At 48.4% G+C, this 12,663-nt stretch carries 11 protein-coding genes; 8 read left to right on the plus strand and 3 right to left on the minus strand.

Annotated features, from left to right (window positions below; translation table 11 throughout):
- Positions 1-319: 319 nt before the first annotated feature.
- The 3 genes from HF569_RS07425 (at position 320) to HF569_RS07435 (ending at position 3,195) form a co-directional block, all read left to right on the plus strand.
- Positions 320-676, plus strand: a complete 357-nt coding sequence (locus HF569_RS07425) for a VOC family protein (RefSeq protein WP_168901921.1) — start codon at positions 320-322, stop codon at positions 674-676.
- A 178-nt stretch (positions 677-854) separates the two neighbouring features.
- On the plus strand, positions 855-1,397 hold the full coding sequence (locus HF569_RS07430) for a MarR family winged helix-turn-helix transcriptional regulator (protein ID WP_168901922.1): 543 nt from the start codon (positions 855-857) through the stop codon (positions 1,395-1,397).
- A 28-nt stretch (positions 1,398-1,425) separates the two neighbouring features.
- Complete coding sequence (locus HF569_RS07435; protein ID WP_168901923.1) at positions 1,426-3,195, plus strand: ABC transporter ATP-binding protein; 1,770 nt, start codon at positions 1,426-1,428, stop codon at positions 3,193-3,195.
- A 102-nt stretch (positions 3,196-3,297) separates the two neighbouring features.
- On the opposite strand, the gene HF569_RS07440 is transcribed toward HF569_RS07435, so the two are convergent.
- Positions 3,298-5,052 (minus strand): phosphatase PAP2 family protein, encoded by a 1,755-nt coding sequence (locus HF569_RS07440; protein WP_168901924.1) that lies wholly within the window; start codon positions 5,050-5,052, stop codon positions 3,298-3,300.
- A 429-nt stretch (positions 5,053-5,481) separates the two neighbouring features.
- Between HF569_RS07440 and HF569_RS07445 the strand changes: the two genes are divergently transcribed.
- Positions 5,482-6,132, plus strand: a complete 651-nt coding sequence (locus HF569_RS07445; protein ID WP_168901925.1) for an MIP/aquaporin family protein — start codon at positions 5,482-5,484, stop codon at positions 6,130-6,132.
- 79 nt (positions 6,133-6,211) lie between these two features.
- Here the strand turns inward: HF569_RS07445 and HF569_RS07450 are convergent, their stop codons facing one another.
- Entirely contained in the window at positions 6,212-6,553 is a 342-nt protein-coding gene (locus tag HF569_RS07450; RefSeq protein WP_168901926.1) for an iron chaperone, read from the minus strand.
- Between the two features lie 148 nt (positions 6,554-6,701).
- Entirely contained in the window at positions 6,702-7,547 is an 846-nt protein-coding gene (locus HF569_RS07455) for an alpha/beta hydrolase (protein WP_168901927.1), read from the minus strand.
- 296 nt (positions 7,548-7,843) lie between these two features.
- Between HF569_RS07455 and allW the strand changes: the two genes are divergently transcribed.
- The 4 genes from allW to allC all read left to right on the plus strand — a co-directional run bounded on the left by allW (position 7,844) and on the right by allC (position 12,615).
- Positions 7,844-9,349: an allantoin permease gene (gene allW, locus HF569_RS07460; RefSeq protein ID WP_168901928.1), complete on the plus strand. Its 1,506-nt coding sequence runs from the start codon at positions 7,844-7,846 to the stop codon at positions 9,347-9,349.
- Between the two features lie 2 nt (positions 9,350-9,351).
- Positions 9,352-10,740, plus strand: coding sequence for an allantoinase AllB (gene allB / locus HF569_RS07465; protein WP_168901929.1), 1,389 nt, complete (start codon positions 9,352-9,354; stop codon positions 10,738-10,740).
- Positions 10,741-10,979: 239 nt separating this feature from the next.
- Positions 10,980-11,177 carry a hypothetical protein gene (locus tag HF569_RS07470; protein WP_168901930.1) on the plus strand — a complete coding sequence of 66 codons (198 nt, stop codon included), beginning with the start codon at positions 10,980-10,982 and terminating at the stop codon, positions 11,175-11,177.
- Between the two features lie 214 nt (positions 11,178-11,391).
- Positions 11,392-12,615: an allantoate deiminase gene (gene allC / locus HF569_RS07475; RefSeq protein ID WP_168901931.1), complete on the plus strand. Its 1,224-nt coding sequence runs from the start codon at positions 11,392-11,394 to the stop codon at positions 12,613-12,615.
- The last annotated feature ends 48 nt before the right edge of the window (positions 12,616-12,663 follow it).

The following is a 12,663-nucleotide window of genomic DNA, read 5'->3' on the forward strand; positions in this document are numbered from 1 at the left end:
ATCGCCAAGTTCGTCCAAGACCTAAACAATCGACCACGCAAGGTCTTAGGCTGGAAGTCTCCAGCAGAAGTCTTCTTTGGGCAATCGTTACACTTGATTTGACAATTCGTCATGCAAAAAAGCCCTCATCAATCCGAGATGAGGGCACCAGTTGATCCATAGGTTGCATCTGGAATGTACAGAGCAACTGGGCAGGCGTGGCCTGCATTACTTAGTGTACGCGACATCTTAGCGAATAGCTAGTTAAATTTGCAATTGGCGGTAAATTCTTTTCGTGGTAGGATGGGCATAACCAAATAAGACGATGAGGTGAGCGGTCATGCAAAAGGTACGAACCATGCTGTATGTGGATGACGTCGAGCAGGTTGTGGATTTTTGGCAAAATAAGTTAGGGGCCCAAGTCGTTGAAGTAAATGCCCTCCCCGATGATTCGGAAAATATTGTAGTCACGGTAGCGCCCAATGTTGAATTGTCATTCTTTGCGAAGTCGTTTATCCGACAGTATTCGCCGGAGGTGTTGGGGGCGACACCGTCATTGATCCTGTATAGCCGCGATTTTGAAGGCTTGCACGATCGGCTAACGACGGCTGGTAAGATTGTGGAGAATAGCGGGACGCGAACATTTAATTTTCGTGATCCCGAGGGAAATTACTTTGTGATTGGTGAAGCTAAATAGTGTGGTTGAATGGGGTGATGCTACTGAGGCATCACTTTTTTGTGACGGTAAAGCCTGGCATCGTGGGATTTAAGATGCGTATTTCAAATAAATGATTAGTTTTTAGTTAGTTTTGGTTTACAAAAGCTAAGTATGATGCTAATATAATCAGCATCAAGAAAACGAGGAGGAATTGAAGATGACCGATGCAAGTCGAGATTTATTAAAGAGTTTTGGAAAGTTGCTCCAGAATCGTGCGTTTTTAATGGCGGTCGGGCGGCAAGCCGGTATGGGAGGCCATGGAAATGGTGGCCCTAGAGGTGGTAATCGCGGACAAGGAAAGTTGCTAAAGGTGTTGGCGCAGGCGCCTAATGGACTGACCAATGCCGAGATCGCTGAGATTCTAGATATCCGGCCTAGTTCAGTGAGCGCCACCATCAGTCGTTTGGTGGACGCGGGTTTTGTGGAACGGATTCCTAGCCCAACGGATAAGCGGGCTGTGATCGTCCGGTTGAGTGAAAAGGGGCGCGATTTGTTTGCCAAATTTGATGAGCAGGTTGATACCACGGCCGATGAACTGTTTGGCGGACTGACGCCCGATGAACAGGCCCAACTTGACCAGCTGTTGACGAAACTTTCCCATCAGATTGGTGATCTGGATTGGGGAGATGTCATGGGGCGGCCAGGTTGGCCTCACCGGGGAATGGACGGCATGGGGATGCCCCACCATCCGCACTTTTAAATTTTAGAGATACCGGAGGCAAAGAGAGATGGAACAAAGAATGTCAGCGCCACGGACCGCTAAGCGACGGCCAACGGGTAAGTTTGACGTTAAGGGATTTTTACGTTTGATTCGGCGGACCAAGCCGAAATATTGGCAACTATGGGTCGGACTGTTGCTGGGACTGCTGGCAACTGGTGCGCAATTGGCCGTTCCCAAGTTGGCGCAGTCGCTCATTAATGGCTTGGGCCACGCGTTGAATCGGCCACTGTTGATCACGGTGATTGTGCTGTTCATCGTGAGTGCTTTGGTGAGTGCCGTGTCGGGCGCTCTGCTGGGATTCTTTGGTGAGAACGTGGTGGCACGTTTGCGGGAGACCCTTTGGCAAAAGCTAGTCCGGTTGCGTGTCAGTTATTTTGATAACGTTAAGACGGGTGAGATGACGTCGCGGTTGGTGAACGACACCATGCAGATTAAAAATTTGCTGGCGAACTCGTTTCCCCAAATGGTGACGTCGCTACTACAACTTGTGGGTGCGTTGGTCATTATGCTAATCATGGATTGGCGTATGACGGCGATTATGTTTATCGCGGTGCCCCTGGTAATGCTAGTGATGTTCCCGATCATGCGGCAATCCAGTAAGATCGGCCATCAGCGGCAAGACGCCATGGCAACGTTGAGTGGTGAAACGGACGAAACGCTGAGTGAGATTCGATTGGTTAAGTCTTCAAATGCCGAGAACTACGAAACCCAATCGGGTAATCAACAAATTCAGAGCCTATATCGCATTGGGCTGCGTGAAGCGATCTACGACGCCATTGCGGGACCAGTGATGACGACCAGTATGTTGGCAGTCTTTGTCGGTGTGCTGGCCTATGCGGCGATCCGAGTTTCTGCTGGGACCATGAGTATGGGGACGATGTTTTCCTTCATGATGTACCTCTTCCAAATTATCGGTCCGGCGGGGACGTTGGCGCGATTCTTTACTGATTTGTCCAAGGCCAACGGCTCAACGGAACGAGTCCGCGATCTGTTGAACGAACCGGAAGAAGCGCTGACTGCTGGTGCGCCCCAATCCGTTAGTGATGAAACGTTGGCGATGAAGCACGTGGACTTTGCCTATGAGGATGAGGGGGCGCTCGTGTTACATGATGTTAACTTTGAAGCTAAACCGAATACGGTGGTTGCATTTGCCGGCCCTTCAGGTGGTGGTAAGTCCACGATCTTTGGTTTGCTGGAGCGCTACTACCAGCCTAAAAATGGGCAGGTGACGATCGGTGAGGCTAACGTTCAGGACTTTAACTTGAGCGATTGGCGTTCCCAGATTGGTTATGTGAGTCAGGACTCGGCCATTATGGCGGGGACGATTCGGCATAACCTGACGTATGGCTCAGATCGTGAGTATTCGGATGAAGAATTGTGGCATGTCTTGAAGTTGGCGTCGGCGGACCAGTTTGTACGGAAGATGGCGGCAGGATTGGATACACAAGTCGGGGAGCGCGGCGTCAAAGTCAGTGGCGGCCAGCGCCAGCGTTTGGCGATTGCCCGGGCCTTTCTTCGTGATCCTAAGATTTTGTTGTTGGACGAAGCCACGGCTAGTCTGGACTCCGAATCGGAAGCAATGGTGCAACAAGCTCTGGCTGAGTTAATGAAGGGCAGGACAACGTTGATTATTGCCCACCGGTTAAGCACGATCGTTGATGCTGACAACATCTACTTCATCGAGGACGGTCATGTCAGTGGACATGGTACTCATCGGGAACTGATGACGAGTCTACCGTTGTACCACGATTATGTGAAGATTCAGTTCAAAGAATAATTACTGGTGACGTTCTCCTAAATGGGGAGCGTCTTTTTGAATTGTCAGAAAAGGGACCGAATCTAATCCGATTCGGTCCCCAACATTATGTGGAGGAATGGTTTATTTGGTGAGCTTAACAGCATGCTTCGTGTAGACGACGTGCCAGCCCTTAGGCAGACCTTGCACGTGCTTGAACTTACCAGTGTGTTTCTTGTAGGTGATTAACTTGGCACCCTTCTTTAGATGACCTTGCGTTAACTTCAGTGTTCCGTTCAGCTTAGCATTCTTCTTGATGGTCAAGTGACTGGCACGACTCAATGTCAACTTACCGCCCTTAGCTTGTTGGAACTGACCACGAATCGTCACTTGGGTGGTGGCTAATTTCAGGTTACCTTTGGTGAGCTGAACGCTACCAGCACCCAATCCCTTGGTGTTAGCAATTTGTAAGGTACCACCTTGTAGGGTCGTTCCGCCACTGTATTTGTTGGCGCCACTCAAGGTTAGTTGTCCGGTTCCAGCTTTGGTGAGGTGACCGGTACCGCTGATGTTGTTCTTCCAGGTATCCTTGGCGTTGAACGTTCCCTTCTTAGCGTTCATGTTAACTTTCACATTGTCCAAGAGGGCGCCGTAGCCGTTAGCAGCAGAGAAGAGGTCGAGACGACCCCAACCTTCAGCATCATCCATTCCAGGATAGCCGGATGGCATTCCCGTGGTGAAAAGAACGGCACGACGTTGCGTGTCATTTAGGTAAGGCAAGCGTGTCTTCAAAAGAACTTCGGCCCCCTTAGGAACGCGCATGGCTTGATGAGTATCACCAGTTTGATCGAAGCCGTAGGTCATGCGATAACGATAGTCTTGCCGGTTCTTTTCATAACTCTTAAAGTCATCTTGAGCGGTTGTGTCTTTGCTGCCTAAAAGGTCAGAAGACTGTGCAGCTTGATACCCGTTTTTGGCAATGTCTTGGTTCGCGGGATCGTTAAGGACGGCAGCTGCGATAGCGGTCCCAGTCATCCGACCACCCATGACAGCCAGTGGTGAATGCCGGCCGGCAAGAATACGATCGTAGCCGACTTCGGAGGAGCGTGTGACTAATTCTTGAAAACGTTGTGGTAATGCGTAGGCAAAAGCGATACCGCTATCAAATGCAGCCGTAGTATGGCCACTAGGCAGGTCAAAGGAAGTTGGATTAGCGTGGGCCATGATTTCTTTGATGGCAGGTAAAGGCTTAACATCAGTGCTCAGGCGGTAAGGCCGCGGCATCGCAAGGTAATGTTTAGGTGAATTAATTCCAGAGTAAGGAGAACCTTCAGCAACGTTGACCAATTTAACCAGAGGCCCTAACTTAGAATCTGGTGAAGCCCAGGTTGGGCTTTTTGGACTGTATTTTGCAGGAAGTGGCGTGCTGGGCATTGAAAGGTAGTTAGTTTGGGCATTAGCATTTTTGATAAAAGCAGGTGCGTAGGGACCTAAGCCAGAGATTAGGTTGTAGCGAAGATCACGGCGGTCGGAGAAGTATGATCGTTCCATTTCACTTTCAGAACGTTCTTGCGTGACCTTAGCAGCTTTGGCGAGGTTGAGATCGATCATAGCTTTGTCGACGACTTGCCCCTTGCTCCAATATTTCGTAAATCCGTTGACGACACCAATAACTGGATCGCTCGTTGGGGTCATATAAGTCATGTTATCGAGATTGTGGTGATATTCGTCAACTAAGCAACCATAATCTGCTTGGTGTGGTTGCAGTAGTGCCGCAACATTCGTTGACTTACTCTTAGCGCTAGCCGTGGTGACATTGGTAACCATGGGTAATGTCACAGCGACCAAGGAAAGCATAGCAGCTGCCCGCTTAGTCCAAACTTGCTTTCTAATTTTCATGAAAAAAGCCTACCTTTCAAAGTTGAGGGTGCGTTTTCATTTTTTATTACAAAGCTAGCATACCTGATCTGAATCCAATTGTCAGCGGGCTTAGGCAAAACGATACATGAACCATACTGAATTGATACATGGTGTTCTCTTTTGAGACTAGCAACTATAAAATGTCTTGTAATAGGCCGTTTTCATAATGGTTGTAATTAAAAGAACGACTCGAATTTACGTTCGTTTTTTAATTGAAGTACTAAATTATTTTCAAGAGTAGCATGACCATCAATCTGCCAATTCTAACTGGCTGCGGGGGGCTTGCAACATCAAATTCACAAGCTAATAGTTGTTGCACTTAAGTAATTAGCATATTGGCGGCATCGTTTTATAATTTATATTATAATAGCAGTAGTTTAACAGAGAATTGGATGGGAGGAATTGATGATGCAGAAGTATACTGCAGAATTTTTGGGCACCTTCATGCTGGTGTTCCTTGGAACTGGAGCAGTCACAGTGGCTGCTGGGAGTACGTTGACAATTGGCTTAGCCTTTGGTTTGGCGATTACAGTGTCAGCGTATGCGTTTGGTGGCATCTCCGGTGGTCACTTTAACCCAGCCGTGACGACGGCAATGCTGATTAATCGGCGGATTTCCGGCCGCGATGCTCTTTGGTACGTAGTGGCGCAGGTTTTGGGAGCTACTGCAGCTTCAGCAATTATGAAATTATTTGTGAGCGGCCTAGGTTTAGCCACAAACCAGTTGGGCCAAACGGACTTTCCGAAGATCTCCGCGGGCTTGGCGTTTCTGGTAGAAGCGTTAGTGACCTTCTTATTCTTGCTCGTGATCTTAAATGTGACGAGTGATCGGCACGGTAATGGTGATTTTGCCGGGATAACGATCGGGGTAACGTTGGCCTTCCTGATCATTGTCGCCTTGAACCTTACCGGTGGGTCGTTGAACCCAGCACGGTCATTCGGACCAGCCGTGTTTGCCGGTGGCAGCGCACTTTCTCACTTATGGCTTTACATTTTGGCGCCAGAAGTTGGTGCAATTCTGGCCGCGTTTGTTGGTCGGATGATGGGCAGTGAAGATTAAAATTATTATGAAAAGCCGTCGTAAAATCATAACGATTTTACGACGGCTTTTTGTTTAATAGTTCAGGATTGAGATAGGGTTAACCCGGCACCTCACTCAGCCGGTAGCGGACCATCTTGGTGATGAGTTCCGCGGGCAGCGGTTGGCGGTAGTCAAATTGGACGGCGCCCTTGGAGTATTTAAAGCGTCCTTCAAGTTCATCTTCAAAGTGTGCGATGGGTTTATCGGTGGGGTAAAAGCCCAGGTGATTTTTCATCGGGGCAAAGTAGACAATGTCCTTTTCTTGATGAAAAGCGGGCATGCCATAACTCAGAGTTTCCGTGGCGTCAGGGAGTAAGGGCTTGAGAATCTGGTACATCGCTTTTAGTTGGGCTTGTTGCGCTGGATCGGCTTCTTCGATATAATCAGTAATGACGGTCATGAAAGCGCCTCCTATTTGACTCTAGTTGCTTAGCTAGATCGTACCATAGTTGGTGGGTGATCGGGTACATAAAACGTTTTACGTATCGCAATACCCGCTCGGTGAACAGCACGGAGCGGGTATCTCTTGGTTTAAGTCAGAAATCGAATTATGCTGAGGCGCGCACTCTGGCCGGTATGGCAGTGATGAACGCGATGATTTGCTCGTAGATGGCAAGGTTGGCTGCCGTGACATCGCGGTCAAAGTCATGTTCCCGTTGCCGGAGAGCAATTAACTTGGCGCTTGGAAGATGGTCGGCAACGTGGGTGGCAGCTGCGAACGGCACATCGGGATCGTCGGTACAGTGGATCATTAAGGTTGGTGGCAACTGTCGGAGCTGATCGGGCGTCAGCGAATAGGCGTCGGCGTCACGCATGCTAGGCAGGAATTGACTGAGCCAGGTTCCAAATTGACGGCCGGAAACGTACAGGGGATAACGGTCCTTCATGTCACCGGTCACTAGTGGTTGGCGCTGAATCATCGCCTGGGCATTCATGGGGAGGACTTTAGGAAAGTCCTCGTAGAAGCCGGCTGGCATATGAAATTCTGGGTAATCTAAACCAGAGTAACCATAGAGGTCAACGAGTCCATCTGCCCTAAAGCCGTCGCGCAAGAGAAGATAGCAAAGATAGGCTCCAGCCGAGCGTCCCATCAGAATGACTCGAGAAGTCAGGTAGCCTTTATCCGCCGCAACCTGTAAAGATTCCTGCAGGGTTGGTAAGATGACGTCAATTTTAACTTCTGGCGCCAATAAGTAGTCAAATGTAACGAGCTGGATGCCAGCGGCTACGAAGCGTTCGATATAATCCAATGGCAGATCATCACGATTGCCAAACTCCAGGCCGCCGCCGTGTAAGTAAAGTACGGTCGTGGTAGGGCTGGTATCAGGGGTATAGCAGGTGGCGTTGAGCGAAAGGTTTTGGTAAGTATTTAGGGGGATCTGGGTTGTCTTCATAATGGCCGCACTCCTTTTATAAATGTAATCGGTTACATTGTACCAAATATTCAGGCGTCAAAGTGACAAATGAAAATGTTTTTCTAGTCATTTTGAACAATGCTCGCCAAAAAGAAACCGCTTACAATGGGTGGTGATAAATAGTTAACGTCCAATGGGCAGACGGTGGTGTCTGCAACTGATCAGTCTCCTTACCCGTTCGCGCGAACAATTACTTTTGAGGACTTGAGGCTTAGCCGTTTATCGAGACTATTCTGCAACGAAGGTGGTTATTACATTCGTAAGGGGTTTTGAAGGTGAAAACGAACGAGTATGAAGTAACTGAGCAGCAAATTGCAACGTTCAAAGAGCGCGGCTACAACGATGATCTTCTCCCTAAGACCGGGGATAAACGTAATATGGGGGTCGGCAACTTCTTCACCCTGTGGATGGGTTCCATCCATAACATTCCTAATTACGCGGCCGTTGGTGGCTTCTTGTTCTTAGGGTTATCACCGCTTAACGTCATGATCGCCATATTCCTGAGTGCATTCTTCGTCTCCGCGTTTATGGCCATAAACGGTATCGTCGGATCCAAGTACGGCATTCCCTTCGCGATGCACCTTCGTTCGGCCTACGGCAACCTCGGTGCAAAGCTACCAGGATTCCTGCGTGGCTGTGTCGCGGCGATTGCCTGGTTTGGGTTACAGACGTATACAGGTTCTCTAGCCTTACTGATTATGATCGGTAAGATTTGGCCGGGCTTCCTTGAGATTGGTGGCTCAACCAAGATTTTGGGAATCAGTATCCCGGGTTTGATCTCATTCACCATCTTCTGGATCTTAAATGTTCTAGTTGGATTTGGTGGCGGTAGCATTTTAAACAAATTTACCGCGATTTTAAGCCCACTGATTTATGTCGTTTTTGGTGGGATGGCTATCTGGGCTATCTGGGGTGCCGGTGGATTAGGACCAATCTTGGCCTACCACGTGAATGCTACCTCACATGCCAACCCGCTTCTGGTTTACTTCATTATCTTCAACTCTGTGATTGCTGTTTGGGCAGCACCTGGGACCAGTATCGCGGACTTTACGCAAAATGCCAAGTCCACGAAGGCTCAGGCCATTGGTCAAACGTTAGGATTATCAGTTGGTTACCTGATCTTTGCTTTCACCAGTGTGGTGATCTTGATCGGGGGATCCATTCATTACAACATCCAGGAATGGAACGTGTTGAACATTATTGAACGGTGGGACAGTCTACCGGCGATCTTAATTTCCATGGCCGTCTTCCTGCTGACGACAATTTCGACGAACGCCACTGGGAATATCATTCCCGCTGGTTATCAACTGACGGCGTTATTTCCTAAGAAGTTAAATTACAAGAGTGGTGTGATTATCGCTAGTATCATTAGTTTCCTGATCATGCCGTGGAAGTTGATGGAAAACTCTGACAGTATCTTCATTTTCCTTAACGGGATTGGGGCTGTCTTAGGACCAGTTGCTGGTGTGATGATTGCTAACTACTTCTTCATTCATTATCGGCATGAAAATCTGGATACCTTGTATATGGATCTGAATACCGGGAATAAAGAGATTCGTTATCATGGCGTCAATAAAGAGGCCTACGTTGCGACAATCTTAGCACTTATTTTGTCACTAAGTGGTCAATTTATTCCAGCCGTTAAAGTTATTTCTGATTTGTCATGGTTTGTTGGATTTATCTCTGCATTCCTGATTTACCTTGGGTTAAAGAAAATGGTGTCGAAAAAAGAACCGGCAACAGTTAACCAAAGTTTAAACCAAGACATAAAGGAGGAATAAACATGAGTCATGAATTAGTCATTAAAAACGGGTTAGTCATCCTTGAAGGTGGCGAGACCCACACTGATGTGGCCGTCGATAACGGCAAGATTACTGCCATTGGGGAGAACCTAACGGGAAGTAAGATTATCGACGCCAAGGGCTTAGTTGTTAGTCCTGGGATGGTTGATGCCCACGTACATATTACCCCAATGGGTGGTGGGTACCGGGATCAATGGGAAGGCTACGTAACTGGAACGGCATCTTGTGCCAAAGGTGGGGTTACTTCCTTTATGGAAATGCCTTTGAACCAAGTGCCAGCTACAGTTGATGGCAAGACCCTTGAAGAAAAGTATTCACACAAAGATGAGTTAAAAGTGGATGTTGGATCCTTTGGTGGGTTAGTGCCTTCCAACTTAAAGGGCGGCATTCAAGAATTAGATGAAGGCGGCGTCGCAGGTTATAAGTGTTTCTTAGCAACCTGTGGGGATCGGTCAATCGATGGTGACTTTGAAAATGTCGATGACTACTCCTTATACGAAGGGATGAAACAGATTGCCAAGACGGGTAAGGTCTTAGCCATTCATGCCGAAGACGCAGCCATTACCGATCGCTTAGGTGAAATTGCTAAGGCAGAAGGTAAGACCACGTTGGCCGACTACGTTGATACGCGTCCAGCCTTCACCGAAGTTATGGCGATCAAGAAGGCCATCTTCATGGCTAAGCAAACGGGTTGCCGGATTCACATCTGTCACGTGGCTTGCCAAGAAGGGGTCGACGCAGTTATCCAAGGTCGCGCTGAAGGTGTCGACGTTACCTGTGAAACCTGTGTTCACTACCTCTACTTTGCGAAGGATGAGCTGGATGCAATTGGTGCCGTAGTGAAGTGTTCACCACCAATCCGTGAACAAGCGCAACAAGATGCTTTGTGGAAGCGGGTTGAATCTGGTGCAATCAGCTTTGTGACCTCCGACCACTCACCATGTACGCCAGACTTGAAGGATACCGACAATGCTTTCGATGCTTGGGGCGGGATCTCTGGTGTTCAAAACGATGTTGACGTGATGTACGATGAAGCCGTTCAAAAGCGCGGCATGTCATTGACTCATTTCGCACAAATCATTGCGTCGAACCCAGCCGACCGGTACAACTTGGATGACAAGGGCCGGATCAGTGTTGGTAAGGATGCTGACTTCGTTCTAATCAAGCCAAATGCGCCATACACGCTGAAGGCGGAAGACTTGGAATACCGGAACCAAATCAGTCCTTACATTGGCCGTGAAATTGGTGCGCAAGTCATGCAAACCATCTTACGTGGTCAAACCATCTACAGTAAGGAAGCCGGCGTAACGTCAAACTTCCCTGGTAAGTTCATCGAAAAGGCAGCCAAGACGGCTACTGCCACGGTTTAAGCTGAACTAACTCCAGCAATTTAATAGCTGGCGAAACGACTTGTTCTCGAAAAGACTCGAAGCAAGTCGTTTTGTTTTGTCGTGACCTACGGCTGCCAATAATTCCGGCTGCTGTGCTGGTCGCCTTACCGTTCGCCAAATTTGGGCTCACTCACGGCTACACTGGCAATGCTACCGTGTCAGGATCAGATTGGCACCAAGTATGTGTGCATGCTTCGTATAACCGGAGGAGGCCAGAGGTGGAGGCAGCTGTGACAACGGTGTTAGCCGATGATTCTTCGGCTTACAGCGTGGGACGTGTTTGGAGATCGCCTGCGGGCTTCAAACCGAGCCGGAAGACCGTTTCTCAGTCCGCAGGCGATCTCCACAGCAGCCGGAATCTCTGGCAGCCGCAGGTGACTGCTAGTGATCTAGAAACTTGTGAACAGGACTGGTAGCACCAAGAAAGCGGTGATCAGCCATGGGATTTTGCAAGCGCACGCCGTTATTGGCCGGAAATTGGTGGCAAAAGACGTAGATCTTGTCACTTTTAGCTAAATCTAGTAGGAATGCAACAATTTCACGATTGAATTTGGTCAAAATGACCAATGATGATTGGAGTGAAAGCGCATACAATAAGCTTGTAACATAATATGAAGGAGGCAAAAGGTTATGGAACTCGAAAAAGTTGTTGATGAACGACTTAAGAAATTGTCATCGATCGGTAGCGATCCTACGGGTGGGATGACACGGTTACTTTACTCCGATTCTTGGCTGGAAGCGCAAAAGTACGTTAAGGCTCAGATGGAATCCACGGGGATGGCGACGAAGTTCGATGACGTTGGTAACTTGTTTGGGCGAATCGAAGGGTCCGAGAAGCCTGAAGAAACCATCATGACGGGTTCACATATTGATACGGTGGTTAACGGTGGGAAGCTGGATGGCCAATTTGGGGTCGTTGCCTCACTGACCGCAGTACAGTTCCTGCAAGAGAAATATGGCACGCCTAAACGGTCACTGGAAGTCATTTCTATGGCCGAAGAAGAAGGTAGCCGCTTCCCAACCGTATTCTGGGGCAGTAAGAATTTCGTCGGGATTGCCAACAATGCTGAGGTTAAAGATGTTGCCGATGCTGAAGGCAAGAAGTTCGTTGACGAAATGCACCGCCAAGGCTTTGACTTTAGCGATAAGCAAACGCGACGGGATGATATCAAAGCCTTCGTGGAAGAACATATTGAACAAGGTAGCATCCTCGAAAGAGAACATGAACAGATCGGGGTTGTGAACAACATTGCTGGTCAACGGCGTTACGACATCACCTTGAAAGGTGAAGCCAACCATGCTGGGACGACGCCACTGAGTTATCGGCATGATGCCGTCTATGGCATGGCTAAGATCGTGAACACAGCTTTGGATAAAGCCCACGAGATTGGTGATCCACTGGTCTTAACGTTTGGGAAAGTTGTCCCTAAGCCGAACACGGTTAACGTGGTGCCTGGCGAAGTTCTCTTCACGATGGATTGCCGCCATACCGATGCCGATTACTTAGTTAAATTCACCACTGAGATTGAGAATATGATGCGCGACGTTGCCAAACAAATGGGCTTAGACATCAACATTGATCTGTGGATGGATGAAAAACCAGTGCCAATGAGCCAAGATATCGTGGACACGATCGAAGGCCAAGCCAAGGCGGGCCACTACAAGTACCGCGTTATGCACAGTGGTGCCGGCCATGATTCTCAAATCATTGCGCCCGTGTACCCAACGGCGATGATCTTCGTTCCAAGTATCAATGGGGTTAGCCACAACCCAGCCGAAAATACCAAGTTTGAAGACTTAGTTGAAGGCGTGAAGCTGATGGCCGACACACTTTACCAATTGGCTTACAAATAACGTACTTAGCAAAACCACACAAAACTATTAAAAAAAGTTGGGAGACTT

The sequence above is a fragment of the Levilactobacillus tujiorum genome (genome assembly GCF_012641185.1).
GTDB lineage: Bacteria > Bacillota > Bacilli > Lactobacillales > Lactobacillaceae > Levilactobacillus > Levilactobacillus tujiorum.

Excerpts from the sequence above, each read along its gene's own strand:
- HF569_RS07425 (WP_168901921.1), top strand. The coding sequence starts at position 320 with ATGCAAAAGGTACGAACCATGCTGTATGTGGATGACGTCGAGCAGGTT.
- HF569_RS07430 (WP_168901922.1), top strand. The coding sequence starts at position 855 with ATGACCGATGCAAGTCGAGATTTATTAAAGAGTTTTGGAAAGTTGCTC.
- HF569_RS07435 (WP_168901923.1), top strand. The coding sequence starts at position 1,426 with ATGGAACAAAGAATGTCAGCGCCACGGACCGCTAAGCGACGGCCAACG.
- HF569_RS07440 (WP_168901924.1), bottom strand. The coding sequence starts at position 5,052 with ATGAAAATTAGAAAGCAAGTTTGGACTAAGCGGGCAGCTGCTATGCTT.
- HF569_RS07445 (WP_168901925.1), top strand. The coding sequence starts at position 5,482 with ATGCAGAAGTATACTGCAGAATTTTTGGGCACCTTCATGCTGGTGTTC.
- HF569_RS07450 (WP_168901926.1), bottom strand. The coding sequence starts at position 6,553 with ATGACCGTCATTACTGATTATATCGAAGAAGCCGATCCAGCGCAACAA.
- HF569_RS07455 (WP_168901927.1), bottom strand. The coding sequence starts at position 7,547 with ATGAAGACAACCCAGATCCCCCTAAATACTTACCAAAACCTTTCGCTC.
- allB (WP_168901929.1), top strand. The coding sequence starts at position 9,352 with ATGAGTCATGAATTAGTCATTAAAAACGGGTTAGTCATCCTTGAAGGT.
- allC (WP_168901931.1), top strand. The coding sequence starts at position 11,392 with ATGGAACTCGAAAAAGTTGTTGATGAACGACTTAAGAAATTGTCATCG.